18 protein-coding genes and 1 tRNA gene are annotated in these 18492 nt (G+C 67.1%); 9 read left to right on the forward strand and 10 right to left on the reverse strand.

Features of this window, described 5'->3' with window-relative positions; translation table 11 throughout:
* Positions 1-2 precede the first annotated feature (2 nt).
* Positions 3-239 carry a hypothetical protein gene (locus E8M01_RS34350; protein ID WP_136964285.1) on the forward strand — a complete coding sequence of 79 codons (237 nt, stop codon included), beginning with the start codon at positions 3-5 and terminating at the stop codon, positions 237-239.
* Between the two features lie 27 nt (positions 240-266).
* Here the strand turns inward: E8M01_RS34350 and E8M01_RS34355 are convergent, their stop codons facing one another.
* Both E8M01_RS34355 and E8M01_RS34360 read right to left on the reverse strand, forming a co-directional pair.
* Entirely contained in the window at positions 267-1307 is a 1041-nt protein-coding gene (locus E8M01_RS34355; RefSeq protein ID WP_246088530.1) for a polysaccharide deacetylase family protein, read from the reverse strand.
* A 171-nt stretch (positions 1308-1478) separates the two neighbouring features.
* Positions 1479-2711 carry an MFS transporter gene (locus tag E8M01_RS34360; protein WP_281287829.1) on the reverse strand — a complete coding sequence of 411 codons (1233 nt, stop codon included), beginning with the start codon at positions 2709-2711 and terminating at the stop codon, positions 1479-1481.
* Between the two features lie 128 nt (positions 2712-2839).
* On the opposite strand from E8M01_RS34360, the gene E8M01_RS34365 reads away from it, so the two are divergent.
* Both E8M01_RS34365 and E8M01_RS34370 read left to right on the forward strand, forming a co-directional pair.
* Positions 2840-3679: an AraC family transcriptional regulator gene (locus tag E8M01_RS34365; protein WP_136964288.1), complete on the forward strand. Its 840-nt coding sequence runs from the start codon at positions 2840-2842 to the stop codon at positions 3677-3679.
* 154 nt (positions 3680-3833) lie between these two features.
* Complete coding sequence (locus E8M01_RS34370) at positions 3834-5036, forward strand: GNAT family N-acetyltransferase (RefSeq protein WP_136964289.1); 1203 nt, start codon at positions 3834-3836, stop codon at positions 5034-5036.
* Between the two features lie 13 nt (positions 5037-5049).
* Here E8M01_RS34370 and E8M01_RS34375 read toward each other — a convergent pair whose 3' ends face one another.
* A complete protein-coding gene (locus E8M01_RS34375; protein WP_170182191.1) occupies positions 5050-7404 on the reverse strand; it encodes an exopolysaccharide transport family protein in 2355 nt (784 codons plus the stop codon).
* A 163-nt stretch (positions 7405-7567) separates the two neighbouring features.
* Between E8M01_RS34375 and E8M01_RS34380 the strand changes: the two genes are divergently transcribed.
* Both E8M01_RS34380 and E8M01_RS34385 read left to right on the forward strand, forming a co-directional pair.
* Positions 7568-8200 (forward strand): polysaccharide biosynthesis/export family protein, encoded by a 633-nt coding sequence (locus E8M01_RS34380; RefSeq protein ID WP_136964291.1) that lies wholly within the window; start codon positions 7568-7570, stop codon positions 8198-8200.
* Positions 8200-9339: a glycosyltransferase gene (locus E8M01_RS34385; RefSeq protein ID WP_136964292.1), complete on the forward strand. Its 1140-nt coding sequence runs from the start codon at positions 8200-8202 to the stop codon at positions 9337-9339. The genes E8M01_RS34380 and E8M01_RS34385 overlap by 1 nt, the downstream gene beginning before the upstream one ends.
* A gap of 102 nt (positions 9340-9441) precedes the next feature.
* On the opposite strand, the gene E8M01_RS34390 is transcribed toward E8M01_RS34385, so the two are convergent.
* Complete coding sequence (locus tag E8M01_RS34390; RefSeq protein WP_136964293.1) at positions 9442-9660, reverse strand: DUF1127 domain-containing protein; 219 nt, start codon at positions 9658-9660, stop codon at positions 9442-9444.
* A gap of 406 nt (positions 9661-10066) precedes the next feature.
* Between E8M01_RS34390 and E8M01_RS34395 the strand changes: the two genes are divergently transcribed.
* The 3 genes from E8M01_RS34395 (at position 10067) to E8M01_RS34405 (ending at position 13039) form a co-directional block, all read left to right on the forward strand.
* Complete coding sequence (locus E8M01_RS34395) at positions 10067-11632, forward strand: undecaprenyl-phosphate glucose phosphotransferase (protein WP_136964294.1); 1566 nt, start codon at positions 10067-10069, stop codon at positions 11630-11632.
* Positions 11633-11694: 62 nt separating this feature from the next.
* Positions 11695-12948 (forward strand): O-antigen ligase family protein, encoded by a 1254-nt coding sequence (locus E8M01_RS34400; RefSeq protein WP_136964295.1) that lies wholly within the window; start codon positions 11695-11697, stop codon positions 12946-12948.
* A gap of 14 nt (positions 12949-12962) precedes the next feature.
* A tRNA-Pro gene (locus tag E8M01_RS34405) sits at positions 12963-13039 on the forward strand.
* Between the two features lie 157 nt (positions 13040-13196).
* Here the strand turns inward: E8M01_RS34405 and E8M01_RS34410 are convergent.
* From E8M01_RS34410 to E8M01_RS34435, 6 genes are all read right to left on the reverse strand, one after another.
* Complete coding sequence (locus tag E8M01_RS34410) at positions 13197-13982, reverse strand: MerR family transcriptional regulator (RefSeq protein ID WP_136964296.1); 786 nt, start codon at positions 13980-13982, stop codon at positions 13197-13199.
* 141 nt (positions 13983-14123) lie between these two features.
* Positions 14124-14438, reverse strand: coding sequence for an integration host factor subunit alpha (locus E8M01_RS34415; RefSeq protein ID WP_136964297.1), 315 nt, complete (start codon positions 14436-14438; stop codon positions 14124-14126).
* Positions 14439-14583: 145 nt separating this feature from the next.
* A complete protein-coding gene (locus E8M01_RS34420; protein WP_136964298.1) occupies positions 14584-15561 on the reverse strand; it encodes a beta-ketoacyl-ACP synthase III in 978 nt (325 codons plus the stop codon).
* On the reverse strand, positions 15555-16619 hold the full coding sequence (plsX, locus tag E8M01_RS34425; RefSeq protein WP_136964299.1) for a phosphate acyltransferase PlsX: 1065 nt from the start codon (positions 16617-16619) through the stop codon (positions 15555-15557). The genes E8M01_RS34420 and plsX overlap by 7 nt, the downstream gene beginning before the upstream one ends.
* Before the next feature lie 138 nt (positions 16620-16757).
* Positions 16758-17303, reverse strand: coding sequence for a DUF177 domain-containing protein (locus tag E8M01_RS34430; RefSeq protein WP_136964300.1), 546 nt, complete (start codon positions 17301-17303; stop codon positions 16758-16760).
* Complete coding sequence (locus E8M01_RS34435) at positions 17300-17839, reverse strand: ubiquinol-cytochrome C chaperone family protein (protein WP_136964301.1); 540 nt, start codon at positions 17837-17839, stop codon at positions 17300-17302. The genes E8M01_RS34430 and E8M01_RS34435 overlap by 4 nt, the downstream gene beginning before the upstream one ends.
* A gap of 117 nt (positions 17840-17956) precedes the next feature.
* Between E8M01_RS34435 and E8M01_RS34440 the strand changes: the two genes are divergently transcribed.
* Positions 17957-18451 (forward strand): outer membrane protein assembly factor BamE, encoded by a 495-nt coding sequence (locus E8M01_RS34440; protein WP_170182192.1) that lies wholly within the window; start codon positions 17957-17959, stop codon positions 18449-18451.
* The last annotated feature ends 41 nt before the right edge of the window (positions 18452-18492 follow it).

Here is an 18492-nt window from a genome sequence, read left to right on the forward strand (position 1 = left end):
GCATGGCCGTCATCCAGCGAGAATTTTACCGCAGCGCCCGCGGCCCGTCGCCGGCCGACGAGGATTGGTGGGCACTGATCCTTGATCGCGCCAGCGGCCGCCTGTTCGTGCGCCACGAATGGCAAGCGACCCGCCACGGCGGCGTCGACGACTTCGAGATGGCCGAATTCCTGAAAGACGAAGGCGCCGCCCAAACCGCCCTGGTCGACAGCCTGTTCCGCGTTCACGCCGACGCCTAGCGGCTCAAACCCGGCTATTGCCTCGGTTCAGGCCGCATTGACCTTGCGAAACCGGTTGAAGAAGGCAAACGGCGCGCCGGACAACAGCACGTCGAAATAGCGCAACGACTGGAAATGGCCGTTGAGCGAAACCCTGGGCAGCGCGGTCAGGTGATCGCGATGTTCGGCGAAGATCAGTCCGGGCCGGGTGGTCACCGCGGTCTCGAAGCCGAGTTCGCGGGCCAGCTGGAATTCCCGTGGACCGGCCGAGGTCGGGTCGCCGACCGGATAGGCAAAGTGTTTCACCGGCCGGCCGAGCCGCGCCTCGATGATCGCCTTCGACTGCTGCATTTCATTGCGCGCGGTCTCGGGCGGAAATTTCGCCAGCATGTAATGATTGACCGTATGGGCGCCGAAGGTGACCAGCGGATCGGCCGCCAGCGTCTCGATCTCGTCCCAGGTCATGCACAGCTTGCGGCAGGTGTCGCGGAAGTCGAGGCCGTGGCGGGCGGCGAGATCGCGCACATAGGCGCGCAGCTCGGTCTCTGGCAGCGAGCGCAGCCACCAATAGATCTCCTGGTAGGCCTCGCGTTTGAGCGCCGCGGTCGAACAGTCGAAATGCACGACCTTGCCGGCGATCAGCGCCACCACCGCCCGCTGGGTGCGGATCGTCTGCTCCAGCACCAGCCACCACAACTCGCCGCGCTGTTCGGTGAAAGCTGTCGGCAGATAGATCGCAAACGGTGCCCCGTGGCGCTTCAGGATCGGATAGGCGAATTCCAGGTTGTCGCGATAGCCGTCGTCGAAGGTGAAGGCGACGAAGGGCCTGCCGTCATCACCTTCGGTCAGCCGGCGGCCGAGCTCGTCGAGCGTGACGATGTCGAAACCGCGCGCCCTCACCCGCTCGACCACGCTTTCGAGAAATTCCGGCGTCACCTCGAGCAGGGAATTGGGCGCGAAGTCCTGCCGCTCCCGCGGCCGGACGTGATGCAGCATCAAAATCGCGCCGATCCCGCCGAAGACCGGGCGCAGCACCCGATGCGCACCGGTGAAATACAGCGTTTCGAGACCCGCCTTGTAGGCGGACATCCGGATCCCGCTCATGGCGATGCATCAATCCTCTGGCCGGCCGCGCCGATCGCGCGGCAATTCCTCCAGCCACCATGCCGGCCATTGATTGAGATTTGGTAGTACTGCTTACATTCAGAAACATTTCGCGCGCATGAGTTGCAGCTGGCGGAGGCTGCCTGTTCGAGGCCTTCAGGCCGCCTGGACTTGGGCCCCCTTGGCCCGCGCCGCCTCCATGTCGGGCAGGAACACGGTCAACAGGCCCACCAGCGGCAGGAGCGAACAGATCCAGTAGACATATTCGATGCCCCTGACATCGGCGACGGCGCCCAGCACGGCGGCGCCGATGCCGCCAATGCCGAAGGCGAAACCGAAGAACAGGCCGGCGATCAGCCCGACCTTGCCGGGCACCAGTTCCTGGGCGAACACGATGATGGCCGAGAAGGCGGAGGCCATGATCAGGCCGATCAGCACGGTCAGCACCGCGGTCCAGGCGAGACCGCCGGCATAAGGCAAGGCCAGCGTGAACGGCAGCGCGCCCAGGATCGATCCCCAGATCACCAGCTTGCGGCCGAACCGGTCGCCGATCGGACCGCCGACAATGGTGCCGACCGCCACCGCGCCGAGAAACAGGAACAGCAGCAATTGCGAGTCGCGCACCGAGACGTCGAATTTCTCGATGAGATAGAAGGTGTAGTAGCTCGTCAGGCTGGCCATATAGACATATTTCGAGAACACCAGGACACCGAGCACGGTCAGCGCCAGCACGACCTTGCGGGTCGACAGCGCCAGCGCGGGCACCGCGACCGACCGCCCGGCCGCGGCAACGCGATGCCGGCTGTACCAATTGCCGACCTGCCACAACACCAGCATCGCGACCAGCGCCGCGATCGAGAACCAGGCGATGCTGGCCTGGCCCTTCTGCAGCACGATGAAGGCGGCCAGCAGCGGTCCGATCGCCGAACCGACATTGCCGCCGACCTGGAACAGCGACTGGGCAAGGCCGTGCCGCCCGCCGGACGCCATGCGCGCCACCCGCGAGGCTTCGGGGTGGAACACCGCCGACCCCAGCCCGACCAGCGCGGCGGAGATCAAGAGCAGCCAATAGTGATGGGCGACCGCCAGCAGGATCAGGCCGACCAGCGTGAAGCCCATGCCGACCGACAGCGAATAAGGCTGCGGCCGCTTGTCGGTATAGAGGCCGACCAGCGGCTGGAACAGCGACGCGGTGACGTTGAAGGTGAGCGTCAGCAGGCCGATCTGGCCGAAATCCAGCCCGAAATCAGTCTTCAGGATCGGATAGATGGCCGTCAGCAGCGACTGCATCATGTCGTTGAGCAGGTGGCAGAAGCCGAGCGCGGCAATGACCTTGAAGGCGGTATTGTCCGCGGCCGTTGGATCGGCCGTCGTGGCGGATTGGGTCACGGAATGCTCCATCGTCGAACGCTAGGGGGCCCGGCGGCCGGAGCGCGGGCGTTTCGAGTGCAGGATAGCGCTTGCGGACTGACCTGCTTGCGTGATCTGGTCTAGTTCTTTCGCGACTGGGCCAAACCGTGGACCGCCCCAAACGAGACCTGCTCCCGCGCCCCGGCCTCGACATCGACGGTCAGCGGCGCGCCTGGCTGGAGAGCACCGATGGCCATACCATCGCGCTCGCCAGCGACTATCCCAGGGGCTACCTGGTCAACAAGCACCGGCATTCGCGCGCCCAGCTGCTTTACGCGCTGGCCGGCGTGGTCACCGTCTCGACCGGCATCGGCCGCTGGGTCGTGCCGGCCGGCCATGCCTTGTGGATCCCGGCCGGCATCGAGCACGCGGTCGAAATGCTCGGCCGGGTCAGCATGCGTTCGGTCTATGTCATGCCCGGCGCGATCGGCGGCCTGCCCGAGGGCATCCGGGTGGTTGCCGTCACCGACCTGATGCGCAGCCTGGTCGTCGAGGCGGTCACCTTGCCGCTCGAGCATGAGCCGATGAGCCGCGCCGGCCTGGTCATGGCGCTGATGACGCTGGAAATTCCGCGTTTGCCGGAACGGCCGCTCGGTCTCGCATTTCCGGCCGAGCCGCGGCTCGCCATGCTGTGCCGGCGCTTTCTCGAACACCCCTCGCCCCATGCCCGCATCGATGAATGGGCGGACCAGCTCGCCATGAGCCGGCGCGCCTTCACCCGCGCCTTCCGCCGCGAAACCGGCTTGAGCCTGTCGGCCTGGCGCCAGCAGGCTTGCCTGTTCGCGGCCCTGCCCCGCCTTGCCGCCGGCGAAGCGGTGACCAGCGTCGCCCTCGATCTCGGCTACGAAAGCGTCGCGGCCTTCACGACCATGTTCAAGCGCATGCTGGGAACCCCGCCGAGCCACTATCTGCGCGAGACCCGCGAAGGCGGCGCCGGACTTGGTTGAGCAGACTTGGCTGGGCCAATCTGGCTGACCGGCCTTGGCTGACTGACCGGCGCCGGGCGCCCCGGCCAACGGTCGCCGGCCCCTCGAAACCAAGCAACACAACAGATTGTTGAGACTTCTTTGCTAGCCATGAGGCCGTGCTCCGGACAAGCAGATGACCCTGACCATCGACACGGCGCCTGATGGCCATCACGGCGACGCCTTGGCAGATGCGCAGCGTTTCAGCCTGCGCATTGCCGCAGGCTTCGCCGAGGCCGAAGCCGTCTGGCGCGATCTCGAAGCCGATGCCGTTTTCAGCGCGTTCCAGCGCTATGACTGGGCGGCGTGCTTCTTCTCGACGCTCGGCCGCGGCGCCACGCCGTGCCTGGCCATCATCGCCGATGCCGAAGGCCGTCCGCAGGCTCTCCTGCCGCTGGCGATCGCCGAGGAGCGCGGGCTGTCGGTCGCGAGCTTCATCGGCGGCAAGCACTGCAATTTCAGCCTCGGCCTCTGGCGCCCGGCCTTCGCCGCCGCCTGCGATCCGGCCATGATGCGCGCCATGCTGGCCGAGATCGCCCGCAACGCGCCGCGCCGGATCGATCTCTACCGCCTCGTCGGCCAACCGGTCAGCTGGGCCGGCATGGACAATCCGCTCCGGCTGATCACGAGCCAGCCGTCGCCGTCCTCGGGTTATCACCTGCGGCTCGGCCCCGATCCGGAAGCCATCCTCGGCGCCGCCATGTCGGGCCCGGCGCGCCGCAAGCTGCGCAAGAAGGAAAAGGCGCTCGGCGCCCATGGCGAGGTCGCCTTCCGCCAGGCCGCCAGCCGTGCCGAGGTCGAAGCCTTCACCGACATCTTCCTCGCGCAGAAGGCCGCGCGCTGCCGCGAACTGGGCATTCCCAACGCCTTTGCCAAGCCTTGCGCCCGCGAATTCATCCTTGCCGCCGCCACCCGCGGGCTCGCCGCCGGCCAGCCGGTCATCGAGCTCTACGCCCTCACCGTTGCCGGCCAGCCCGTGGCGATCTTTGGCGGCACCGTCTCGGGTGGCCGCTTCTGCGGCATGTTCAATGCGATGACATCGGGACCGATGACCCGCGAGAGCCCGGGCGAGATCCTGCTCAACCACCTGATCCGCCATTGCTGCGAGCGCGGCCTCGCCGTGTTCGATCTCGGCGCCGGCAAGGCCCGCTACAAGTCGAGCCTGTGCGACGGCGTCGATGCCCTGTTCGACCAGTTCGTCCCGGTCACCTGGCGCGGCCAGGCGGCCGCCGCAGCCTATGGCGCGGCGATGCGGCTGAAACGCGCGATCAAGCAGTCGGACCGGCTATGGCCGCTGGTCCAGTCGCTGCGCCGCGCCCGCGGCCAGGCCGCGGCCTGAGCGCCACCGCCGGTCAGGCGGCGGCGACCGCCGCCTCCGCCACCGCCAGCATCACCGTCACCGGCTTCAACCCGGCGTCATCGAGCGCGGCATAGGCAGCCACCACCGCCGGATCCGACGCGCTGGTATCGCCGATGATCACCGCGTCGCTGGCAAAGCCGGCCACCCGCGAGAACCCCTGGCTCGCGGTCGACAGCCGGCCGGCCAGGATCAGCACCACGTCATAGGTCCTGGTCAGCGCCCCGATCGCAAAGGACAGCCTCTCGTCGTCGGTGACGGCGGGCATGCCGGGCAGGCGCCGGCCGAGCGGCACCAGATGGGCGCGCGAGGCCGGATCGCGATGGATGATCTCGGCGAACGAGGTCCGCTCGGCCAGGAGGTCGGCAAGGCCCGGTGCGCCGTTGCCGGCAAGCGCCGACAAGGCGGCATTGTCGCTGTCGAGATCGATCATCACCACCCGCCGGCCGTTGGCGGCGAATTGCCGGGCGAGCGCCAGCGTCACGCCGGTGGCGGCAAGGCCGGCTGAGGTCGCCAGGATCAGGGTGCGGCGCATCGGCTGGCCGGTCGCGTCGAGCCGCGCGGCCAGGCCGGAAATGCTCTGGGCCGGCGTGCCGTCGGCCTCGGGACGCGCCTCCGGCGCCGGATCCTCCGCCAGCTCTTGCGCCAGGTCTTCTTGCGCCAGGTCTTGCGCCAGATCGTCCTCGAACGCCTTGCCGTCGCTCTCGATGGCGATCTCCGGGCTGGGCGCCCCCCGACCGGCCATGGTGGCACTGGCCATGGTGGCACTGGACATGGTGGCACTGGACATGGTGGCACTGGACATGGCCCGGCGATCCGGCTGCGGCTCATGGATCGCGGTCGCCATATGTGGCGCGATGTCAGGCGCATCCAGCACCGGCATCTTGTCGTCCGGCGGCGTCTCGCCGTCGTCCTGGCGCGCCGGGCGTTGCACGCCGCCGCTCATCAGGGCGCCGGTGGCGACGCAGCCGATCGCCAGCAGCACGGTGCCGAGCGTGGTGATCAGGACGGTCGGCAGCTTCTTCGGGAAAGCCGGAACATTGGAAATGGTCGCACGCGAGATGATCCTGGCATCCGCCGGCATGGCGCTCAGGCTGTCGCGCGCCGTCGCGTCACGGTATCGGGCCAGCAGCCCTTCGAGCTGGTCGCGGTGCGATTTCGCCTCGCGCTCGAGCACGCGCAGCTGCACCTCCTGCTCGCTCGCCTGCGTCGCCTGGCGTTTGACCTGGTCGAGCGTCTGGCCGAGCGATTCGACCCTGGCGCCGGCGAGCCTTGCATCGTTCTCCAGCACGCGGACCAGCTTTTCGGCCTCCGAACGCACCTGGCTGTCGAGACTGGTCAATTGCGCCCGCAACTCGGCAATGCGCGGGTGGCGCGGTCCGAGCGTCGAGGATTGTTCGGCGAGTGCCACCTGGACCGAGGCACGCTGCTCGTTCAACCGGCGAATGATCTCGGAATTGACCACGTCACCGGATTCGATCGGGCGGCCGGCGCGCAGGAAATCGCGCAACAGCCGCGAGCGGGTCTGGGCATCGGTCTGCTGCGCCCGCGCCGTGGCGATCTGGCTGTTCACCTCGGCCAGCTGCTGGGCGGTCAGGCTGGTATTGTTGGAGCCGACGAACAGGTTGGAGCGGGCGCGAAAGCTCTCGACCCGGCCCTCGGCCTCTTCGACCTTCTGGCGCAGACCGTCGATTTCCACCGACAGCCATTGCGACGCCGAGCGGGTCTGCTGGCGCTTGCTGGCCTGCTGGGCCTCCAGGAAACGATCGGCGACCGCGTTGGCGGCTTCCGGCGCCAGGCGCGGATCCTGCGATTCGAACTGGATCGCGATGATCCTGGACTTGTCGACCTGATAGGCCGTGAGCTTCTCGAAATAGCTGCGCAGCACGCGCTCGTCGGCCGTCATGCGCAAGGGATCCTCGGCGAGGCCGGCCAGGATCAGTGCCTGCTTGATCGGATTGAAGCCGCGCAGCACCGGGTCGAACTCGGCGCGCCGGCCGAGTTCGAGCTGGGTTGCGACGCTACGCTCGATATCGCGCGACAGCACCACCTGAACCTGGCTGAGCACGGCTTCCTGATCGACCGCGGAGCGGTCGCTGGCGCCGGCCCGGTCGACCTCCGAGCGGGTATAGGCGTTGTCGCCGCTCTCGACCAGGATGCGGGCTTCCGACCGGTATGTCGGGGTGGTCATATTGACCACGACGAGGCTGCCGATCAGCGCCAGCGCCGAGGGAATGGCGATCCACAGGCGCTTGGCCCAAATCGCCTGGCCGAGCGCGGAGAGGTCGAGTTCGCCACGCTGCGGCGCCCCCGCTTCATCCGGGCCTTGTTGGCCGCCAAACCCACGCATCATCGGCACCCTGAACCACTGCTTCCCGAGCCCGCATAAGAAATCATTAGGGTTGCCATCGCGTTAATTCCTGCAACCGCACCGGCTTCGCGTTGGGCTTTTCTTAACCACGCCGCCGCATGATCGCGCTCATGAAGACCGTGGTTATCAAGGACTGAACGTAATGCGTCGGCTCATCGCGCTTACGACCTGCGCTGTCGCGTTGGCGCTCGGCGGCTGCGCCGGCGGCACGCCCAATTCCGGCCCGGGCGTGCTGGTCGACACGACCCGTGGCGTCGTCGGACCGCTGAACGGCGACACCGGCACGATCGTGCCGCATGAGGCCATCGCCCCGCAAGGCCCCTATCTGCTCGACACCGGCGACCGGCTGCGCGTCGTGGTGTTCGGCCAGGAGGGTCTGACCAATTCTTACGCCGTCGATGCCTCGGGCAATATTTCCATGCCGCTGATCGGCGCGCTGCCGGCCGCCGGCCGCTCGACCCAGGGCCTCGGCACCGACATCGCCGCCAAGCTGCGCGGCGGTTATATCCGCGACCCCAGCGTCTCGGTCGAAGTCGAGACCTACCGGCCGTTCTTCATCATGGGCGAAGTGCTCGCCGGCGGCCAGTTTCCCTATGTCAGCGGCATGACCGTGCAAAATGCGGTCGCCATTGCCGGCGGCTTCTCGCCGCGCGCCAATCGCTGGAAGATCGAGGTCACCCGCAAGGTCAACGGCCAGCCCTACCGGGCCGACGTGCCGCTGACCCATCCGCTGATGCCGGGCGACACCGTGGTCGTCCGCGAACGCTGGTTCTGATGCCGCGCGCCATCCTGCACGTCATGCGCTCGCCGGTCGGCGGGCTGTTTCGCCATGTCGTCGACCTCGCCCGCGAGCAGTCGGCCCGCGGCCACCGCGTCGGCATCGTCGCCGATGCCTCGACCGGCGGCGAGCGGGCCGCCGGCATCCTCACCGCGCTCGACGCCGAGCTCGCGCTCGGCGTCACCCGCGTGGCGATGAGCCGCGACCTCGGCCCGTCCGACTGGTCGGCCGGCCGCCACGTCGCCCGCCGGCTCGCCGCAATGAATGTCGACGTGGTCCATGGCCATGGCTCCAAGGGCGGCGCTTATGCCCGCCTCGTCGGCGGCGACCGGCTGAAGGTCTACACGCCCCATGGCGGCAGCCTGCACTATTCGCGCCGGACGCCGGTCGGGCTGGTCTATCTGACGCTCGAACGCCTGCTGGCCGCGCGCACCGACCTGTTCCTGTTCGAAAGCGCCTTTGGCCGGGATGCCTTCCGCGCCAAGGTCTGCGAGCCGAAGGGCCTGGTGAAGGTTGTCCATAACGGCGTCGGGCCGGCCGAGTTCGAACCGGTGGCGCGCCTGGACGCGACAGCCGCGCCCGGCGCCGCGGCCATGACCGATCTCCTGTTCATTGGCGAATTGCGCCACCTGAAGGGTGTCGACGTGCTGATCGACGCGATCGCCGAGCTCCGGCGCCACGGCCGCCGGCTGACCGCCACCCTGGTCGGCGCCGGGCCCGATGCCGGGCTGTTCCAGGACCAGGCCGAGCGGCTCGGCCTGACCGGCAGCATCATCTGGCCCGGTGCGCTGCCCGCCCGCGAGGCCTTCGCGCGCGGCCGGCTGATGGTCGTGCCCTCACGCGCCGAATCCCTGCCCTATGTCGTGCTCGAAGCCGGCGCCGCCGGCCTGCCGCAGATCGCCACCGCGGTGGGCGGCATCGGCGAGATTTTCGGACCGGATGCCGGATTGCTGATCCGGCCCGGCGATGCTCTGGCGCTGGCCGCCGCGATCGCCGCCAGCCTTGACGACCCGGCCGCGGCCGAAGCCTCGGCCGCGCGCCTGCGCGAGCGGATCGGCCGGGAATTTTCGATCGCGGCCATGACCGACGGTGTGCTTGCCGCCTATGACGAGGCGCTCGGCCGGCGCGCCGTCTGACCTTTCGCCGGCCCCTTGAAGCCCCTTCAAACGCATCGCTCCGCGCCAGCGGTCAGCCGGCGCGGAGCGATGAGGGAGCGATGAGGGCCCGAAGGCCCGGTATCAACGGCCGAAGCGGGAAACCCGGTCGATCTCGGAGCGGCTGATGCCGATGTCGCGCAGCGCGTGATCGCTCAAAGTCCGGAGCTCGGCGGCGGTGCGGCGGGCGTAATAGCCCTCGGCGATCGTCTCGAACAGCCTGAAGGCGCGCGCCTGCAGACGGGCGAACAGGGTCGGGCCGGAATTGTGCACTGCGTCAGAGTGCAGGGTGAACAGGGTCATTGGAATCTCCATGATATGGTTTGTTGACTGAAAGCACGTCCACGGGTCGAGCCGCGCCGTTCGCTCCGTTAGTATCCCCCGAGTGTGAAGTTGTTCAGACAGGATTGATCAAAGTTTTTGAAGGCAGCGATCAATTATTACAGAAACGGTTTCTATTGTTTCAGTCCGTGATCGAATCAACTTGAGGCCTGCCCGAATTGGGGCTTTTTCTCGGTATTGGTCGGGATTGTTGGAGATCTATTAAGTCACGATTAACAATCAGTTTATGGTGCGATGCGGTAGGAAAATCGCCTGCCGCGCAATCCCCTATGCTCAAGCGAAAAGCAAGGTTTGTCCCTTAAAGGTAGGTCCAGGCGCCGGGTCCGGCGGTGACGGCGGACCTCACAAACAGACAAGAGACCCGATCATGTTGGGCTTTACGGGACGAGACATCATCAAGGCGGTCGAGGCTGGAACGGCCGATGCCGCGGCAACACCGGGCGCGGCGGCCAAGCCCGGCAGCGGGGTCAGGCGCCAGCTCTCCGAGCTCGCCTCCAAGATCGCCGACGAGGCCGTCGGCACCGCCTATTCGCCGGTCGTGCTCGCCGGCATCATCCGTCTCATCGAATTCACCGTCGTGATGTTCCTCGGCGCGGTCATCTATCTCGGCTGGGTCTACCCGACCCACGGCATCCAATGGGCCTCCAGCGTCGGCCTGCTCGGGCTGACCATGCTGACCCTGCTCGCCTTCCAGGCCGCCGGGCTCTACGACGTCCACGTCTTCCGCACCCATGTCGCCCAGTTCGGCCGCCTGCTGGTGGCCTGGACCCTGGTCTTCCTGGTCGCCACCGCGATCGCCTTCTTCACCAAGGCCGGCGTCGAGCTGTCCCGGGTCTGGCTCGGTGCCTGGTATCTCGTCGGCCTCGGCGTGCTCACCGTGTTCCGCATTGGCCTCGCCCAGATCGTCCGCTCGTGGTCGCGCGCCGGCCGGCTGCAGCGCCGGGCGGTGATCGTCGGCGGCGGTGAGGCGGCCGAAGAGCTGATCCAGTCGATCCAGGCCCAGACCGACAGCGACGTCACCGTCTGCGGCACCTTCGACGACCGGACCGACGCGCGCTCGCCGGCGCACGCGGCCAATGTGCCCAAGCTCGGCACCGTCGACGACCTCGTCGAATTTGCCCGCCGCACCCGCGTCGACCTGGTCATCGTGACCATTCCGATGACCGCGGAAGCGCGCGTGCTGCACATGTTGCGCAAGCTGTGGATCCTGCCGGTCGACATCCGGCTCGCCGCCCACACCGCCAAGCTCAGGTTCCGCCCGCGCGCCTATTCCTATATCGGCAACGTGCCCGTGCTCGACGTCTTCGACAAGCCGATCCAGGACTGGGACGTCGTGCTGAAATGGATCTTCGACAAGATCGTCGGCACCTGCGCGCTGATCGCCCTGTCGCCGATCTTCCTCGCCACCGCGATCGCCGTGAAGCTCGATTCCAAGGGGCCGGTGTTCTTCCGGCAGAAGCGCTACGGCTTCAACAACGAGCTGATCGAGGTGTTCAAGTTCCGCTCGATGTATACCGACCAGAGCGACGCCACCGCCGCGCGGCTGGTCACCAAGGGCGATCCGCGCGTCACCCGCGTCGGCCGGTTCATCCGCAAGACCTCGATCGACGAACTGCCGCAGCTGTTCAACGTGGTGTTCAAGGGCGACCTGTCGCTGGTCGGCCCGCGTCCCCACGCGGTCCATGCCAAGGCCGCCGACCAGCTCTATGACGATGTCGTCGACGGCTATTTCGCCCGCCACAAGGTGAAGCCGGGCATTACCGGCTGGGCCCAGGTCAATGGCTGGCGCGGCGAGACCGACACCCAGGACAAGATCCAGCGGCGTGTCGAGCACGACCTCTATTATATCGAGAACTGGTCGGTGCTGTTCGACCTCTATATTCTCGCCAAGACGCCGCTGTCGCTGGCGAGCCACCGCGAGAACGCCTTTTGAGCGCCAGCGGCTCGCTGACCGGGACGCCGATCGGAGCCGCGGACGCAAGACCGCGGCTCCCTTTGCTTGGGCGCGGCCGAACCACGCCGGCCGGCCCGACCGAGCGGCTGCGCCTGCAGCTCCTGTGGCTGATGATGATCGGCGGCGCCTTCGTCTTCGCCGAGCCCTCGCCCTACGAGATCGGCGCCCTGATCACCATTGGCGCCTTCGTCGCGACCGGCGCCATCACGCTGCAGTCGGGCCTGCTGCCGCTCGTCTTCGTGCTGCTGTTCTACTGTTTCGGCCTGACCGTCTCGGCCATCCAGGTGCTGTCGGAACCCAAGGTCGTGCCCTGGGTCGCCGTCTCCTGGTACCTGGCGGTGACCATGGTGTTCTTCGCCGCCATCCTGACCGAACGGACGCAGGCGCGGCTCGACGCCCTGGCGCGCGGCTGGACGGTGGCGGCGCTGATCGCCGCGCTCGCCGGTATTTCCGGCTATTTCCGGCTGTTCCCGGGCGCCTTCGACCTCTTCACCCTCTATGGAAGGGCGAAGGGAACCTTCAACGATCCCAATGTTTTCGGGCCGTTTCTTATCTTCCCCATGCTGCTCGCCATCCAGGTGTTCTTTCGTGGCACGCCGGTTGCCATGCTGCGTGCCGGCGCCTTGCTCGGCGTGCTGATGGTGGCCCTGCTCTTGTCGTTCTCGCGCGGCGCCTGGGTCCATTTCGGGCTTTCGGCGGCGGTCATGCTGGCGCTGATGTTCGTCACTGCCGAATCGAAAGCCGCCCGCCAGCGCATGGTGCTGATCGTCGCCATCGGCCTCGTCCTGCTGCTCGCCTTCGTCACCGTGCTCCTGTCGATCGACAAGGTCGCCGACCTGATGCGCGAACGGGCCAATTTCAACCAGAGCTACGACAATGGCCCGATGGGCCGCTTCGGCCGCCATGTCTATGGCTGGCAAATGGCGCTGGACAAGCCGCTCGGGCTCGGCCCCCTGCAATTCGCCAAATATTTCACCGAGGACGTCCACAACGTCTATCTCGATTCGTTCATCGCCGGCGGCTGGCTGTCCGGCATCACCTATCACGTGCTGGTTGGCATGACGCTGTTCGCCGGGTTGTTCGCCTGCCTCAAGCGGGCGCCCTGGCAGCCCCTGGCGATCGCCGTTTTCGCGACCTATTGCGGCCTCGCCTTCGAGGGCAAGATCATCGACACCGAGCATTGGCGCCATTTCTGGGTTCTGTCAGGGATAATATGGGGTTGTGCGCTGGCCAACCGGCACAGCCCACTGGATATCCGCTTCCGCCCGCTTGCGGCGCAGAGCAAAAGCGCCTAAATCCCCACCACGGTCGGAGTGTAGCGCAGCCCGGTAGCGCACTTGCATGGGGTGCAAGGGGTCCAGAGTTCAAATCTCTGCACTCCGACCAATTTCCTCCTCATCTCGAAATAATCGATATCGCCGGTCAGGCGCGGCGGCATCGCTTCGCCCGAATCTCGGCGACGGCGACCGGCTCGCTGCCGAGGCTGGCTCGTCAACCGCCTGTCGTTTCGAAAGCCCCGCCATTCCCGCCGACGGCCGGCGCCTCAGCGCGTCTCGAAGGCCTGGTCCAGCCGCTTGCGGCACTCGGTCAGTTCGAAGAGTGCGGATTGCAGCTTGCGGATGTCGTCGGCGGCGAGCAGCGTGGTTGGCGCGGTGTGATGGCTCGCCACCGGCGCAACGGCCGGCTGCCCGCCACGCGACGGCGGCGCGACGGGCCGGGGTCCGGATCCCGCCGGCGCCCAGGGCTGACCGGCCGACAGGTCCGGGCCCGGTCTTTGGGTCGGGGCCTGCCGGAGTGGACTGGGCGGCGGCTCGGCCGGCTCGTGCACGTCGTCATGCTCGACGAAATCGTCCGGCTCCCGCTCATCCTCGGCGAAACCCGGCTCGGCGCGCGCCCGCGCCTCGTCGCCGGCATGGGGCGTGTCGCCGCGCAAACCCGGGATCAGGCCCTTCAGGCTGGCGCGCAGGCCCGACGGCGACCGCGCGGCCTCGCCCGGCGCCTGGTCGTCGGAGCCGACGACATCGGGGCCGCCGGGCTTCGGCAGGGCCGAACCGCCCTCGCCGCGGCCCAGCGCCTGGATCGCCTTGATGCCGCTTTCCTTGATGATCCGCTGCACGCCGCGGATGGTATAGCCCTCGCCATAGAGCAGATGGCGAATCCCCTTCAACAGATCGATGTCTTCGGGCCGGTAATAGCGTCGCCCGCCGCCGCGCTTCAGCGGCCTGATCTGGGCAAATCGTGTCTCCCAGAACCGCAGGACATGCTGCGGCAGGTCGAGATCCTCGGCGACCTCGCTAATCGTGCGATATGCGTCCGGTGCCTTGTCCACTGAGCGAACCAATTGTTTCGGAGCCCCGATCCCTTAGCCAGGACCAGCGGCGAAACGGTGACGGATTCGTGACCGCCCGACAATCCAAAACGACGTGTTGGCAGGCTCTATCGACCGAAGGCCTCGCGAAGCGGGCGCCGCTCAGTCCTTCAGGCCGGCCGTGTCGTGGCCGTTGATCTGGGCTTTGAGGATATTCGACGGCTTGAACACCATCACCCGGCGCGGCGCGATGGGCACTTCCTGGCCGGTCTTCGGATTGCGCCCGACACGCTCGCCCTTGGAGCGCACGACGAAGGAACCGAATGACGACAGCTTCACCGTCTCGCCTTCGGCGAGGCAGTCGGTGATCTCTTTCAGGACCAGTTCGACGAGCTGCGCCGATTCGGTCCGCGACAGCCCCACCTTTTGATAGACAGCCTCGCACAAATCCGCGCGCGTGACGGTTTTGCCCGTCATGTCGACCCCCAATGCAAGCCCCGGAACAACAACGGAACAGCCGGTCCCAGGAACCGACGGCCGCGCTTATCACCCTGATTTCATTATCACTATGGCCTCAAGAGGCCCCGGTCAACCACCTTGGGTCGCGACCGGCCGTTTCAGCTCACCAGCGGATCAGCGCCGAGCCCCAGGTGAAGCCGCCACCCATGGCTTCCAGCATGACCAGGTGGCCCTTGCGGATGCGCCCGTCCTTGACCGCGACGTCGAGCGCCAGCGGGATCGAGGCGGCCGAGGTGTTGCCGTGCCGGTCGACGGTCATCACCACCTTCTCCGGCGCGATCTTCAGCTTCTCGGCCGAGGAATCGATGATCCGCTTATTGGCCTGATGCGGCACGAACCAGTCGAGATCGGCCGAGGTCGTGCCGGTCGCGGCATAGGCGTCGTTCATCACGTCGGTGATCATGCCGACCGCATGTTTGAAGACCTCGCGGCCCTCCATGCGCAGATGCCCGACCGTGCCGGTCAGCGACGGCCCGCCGTCGACATAAAGCTTCGGCGTATGCCGCCCGTCGGAGCGCAGGTGCGTGGTCAGCACGCCGCGCCCGGTAATCCCGGCCGGCTGTTCCTGGGCTTCCAGCACGATCGCGCCGGCGCCGTCGCCGAACAGCACGCAGGTGCCGCGGTCCTGCCAGTCGAGAATGCGTGAAAAGGTTTCAGCCCCGATCACCAGCGCCCGCTTGTGGCTGCCCGAACGCAGGAACTTGTCGGCGGTGGCAACCGCGAAGACAAAACCCGAACAGACCGCCTGCAGGTCGAAGGCGGCGCCATGGGTCATGCCGAGCCGGGCCTGGATCGCGGTCGCGCTGGCCGGAAAGGTGCGGTCGGGCGTCGAGGTCGCCAGCAGGATCAGGTCGATGTCGGCCGCGGTGATGCCGGCATGGGCAAGTGCTGCCTCGGCCGCCTTCAGGCCGAGATCCGACGTGGTTTCGCCGTCAGCCGCGATATGGCGCTCGCGAATGCCGGTGCGCTGCACGATCCATTCGTCCGAGGTGTCGACGGTTTGCGACAATTCGGCATTGGTCAGGATACGTTCCGGCAGATAGCTGCCGACGCCGAGGACTACCGAACGCAGTGTCACGATGCAGCCTCGAGAGAAACGGGCGCGGGCTCGGCCCGCAAGGCATGATAGGCGTCAACCATCGTACGAATCTTGGATTGGAGGTCGTAGCGCGCCATGTCGTAGGCGATATCGACGGCGCTCGCAAAGCCAAGCGGATCGGTGCCACCATGACTCTTGATCACGACGCCATTGAGGCCGAGGAAAACCGCGCCATTGCTTTTTCGCGGATCCATCTTTTCGCGCAGCGTGGCAAAGGCGGTGCGGGCGAGCAGGTAACCGAGGCGCGAGCGCCAGGTGCGCGACATGGCGCCGCGCAGATATTCGCCGATCTGCCTGGCCGTGCCCTCGGCGGTCTTCAGCGCGATATTGCCGGTGAAGCCTTCGGTCACCACCACGTCGACGACACCCTTGCCGATATCGTCGCTTTCGACGAAGCCCTTGTAGTCCAGCCCGGCCAGGTTGGCGTCGCGCAGGATCTGGCCGGCCTCGCGGATGAATTCGAGGCCCTTGACCTCCTCGACGCCGATATTGAGCAGGCCGACCGTCGGCCGCTCGAGATCGAACACCACCTGCGCCATGGCGGCGCCCATGACCGCCATGATGGCCAGCGCCGGCGCATCCGCGCCGATCGAGGCGCCCATGTCGAGCGCAATGGATTCGCCGCGCAGCGTCGGCCAGAGCGCGGCGAGTGCCGGCCGCTCGACGCCGTTCATCGTCTTCAGGTTGAACGCCGCCATCGCCATCAAGGCGCCGGTATTGCCGGCGGAGACGGCCGCCGCCGCCCGCCCGAACTTGACCTCGTCCAGCACCTTCCACATCGACGAGACCCGGCGGCCATAGCGCAAGGCCTTGGACGGCTTGTCGTCCATGCGAATGGCGATGTCGGTATGGACGATCTGCGCATGCGCCTTGACGCGCGGATTGGCGGCCAGAAGCGGCAGGATCTGCCGCTCGTCGCCGACCAGCACGAATTCCAGGTCGCGATGGCGCGACAAGGCGATCTCGGCGCCCGGAATGATGACCGAGGGACCGAAATCGCCCCCCATGGCATCAAGGGCCAGCCTGACCTTCTCAGACATTCGCCATCCCGTTCGACCACCGCGCGCGGTGCCAATTGCGTTGCCCGGAGCCGATCGGCCCGAGGAGCCGGGACAATAGCGTCTGGCTCCGGCGGCACAAGAGGCAGGCGCGCTGCGGCGAAAGTTTGATAGCGCGCATCAGGGTTCGCGCTTCAGCTTGACCAGCCCGGCGAAGGGCGAGGCGCCCTCGCCCGCCGCCGGCGCCTCGAAGGCCGCATCCGGCCGGCGCGGATAGGGATCGACCACCAGCGCCAGGAATTCGACGGCGAGCGCCGCAAGGTCGATCTCGCCGCCGACCAGCGGGTCGTCGGCGGCGACCGAGGCATCGATCGCCAGCCCGTCCTCTTCGTCATGGACGAGATGCGGCTTCAGCTTGTCGACCGGCCGGAACGTGGCGTCGACCTCTTCCTCGATGACGTTTTCGACCGGCTCGAGGCTGACCACGCAGGTCTGCACGACAGTCGCCTTGACCCGGCCTGACGCCGCCAGTCCGTCGCCGCGATAAGGCGTGACGTCGACGTCGAGCAGGAAGGCGGTGATGGCGTTGACGCCGATCGCCGCGGCGAGCGCCGCGCTGTCGGCCGGCTCCAGCCGGTCGCGCTTGTAATGGCGCCCGCCCGCCGGCACGTCGTGGATCCGCACCGGCCAGCGCGGCATGTGTCCAGCGGATTGATCGGATGTCATGACTGGCCTCCGTGGCGAACCAGCGGGAAGGATATCCGGCCACCGGCCAGATGTTCAAATGGCAAGGCCGAGAGATCGGCGGCGGCGGCGCGGACATAGGCCGCCAGCGCCGAGGCCTCGGCGGCCGGCTGGCCCAGGATATTGCGGGCGATCGCCAGTTCCAGCTGTTTCGGCTCGCCGCTCGCCAGCGCGTCGTCATAGGCCTTGACCCGGCCATAGAACGCCTCGCCCATCTTCTTGATGCGCTTGGGCACCTTGGTGTCGGCGACGCCGAGCTCGCGCAGGCCCCGGTCGAGATCGAAGAACATCAGGTTGAACAGGGCCTGGCCCAGCTCGCGGCGTTCGGGGGCCTCCTCCTTCAGCCGGTGCAGCACGAGGAAAATATGCAACACCACCATTTCAAATCGCCCCTCGACCGTGTCGGCCACGCCATGGTCGCGGAAGAAGGCGGGATTGCGGGATTGCGCCACGATGGCGCCGTAAAGGCTGCGGATCGTCTCGTCGCCCTTGTTCCGGCGGAAAAGGCCGAAGATCATGAGGTTCAGTCCGGCTTTGGGTTGAAAAGAATGCGCATGCGGGGTACGTCAACGCGCCCCCGCATTCAAGCGCGGGGCGGCGTCCACGACGCCGCAGGGGTGTTGAAGGTTGTTCGAATGGTGCCCGTGAAGTCCTCTTTTTCTAAAGCAGCGCTGCTGGTCGGTGCCGCTCTCATGACCGGCGCATGCTCCAACGGCCCGTCCTTTAATTTGTCCGCGCCGGCATTGCCCTCGCCGCCGTCCTTTACCACGGGCGAGACGTTCAATCGTGGCTATGTGATCTCCGAGGAGGCGCTCGCCCAGGTCCGGCCGGGCAACAGCCAGGATCAGGTGCTGGTGGCGCTCGGCACGCCGACGACCATCTCCACCATCAGCGGCGACGTGTTCTATTACATCAACGAGAAGCAGCAGCGCTCGTTCATGTTCCAGACGCCGCGGACGGTCGAGCGCAACATCATCGCGGTCTATTTCACCCGCGAACGCAAGGTCGAGCGGATCGCCAATTATGGCCTGCAGGACGGCAAGGTGTTCGACTTCATCAGCCGCTCGACCACCAGCGGCGGCGAAGAGGCCAGCCTGTTGCGCCAGATCCTCCAGGGTCCGCGCTCCTGACCTGAAGACGCGCCCTGCCGCGGCCGAACGGCCCGCCACGG

The sequence above is a fragment of the Phreatobacter stygius genome, from assembly GCF_005144885.1.
Lineage (GTDB): Bacteria > Pseudomonadota > Alphaproteobacteria > Rhizobiales > Phreatobacteraceae > Phreatobacter > Phreatobacter stygius.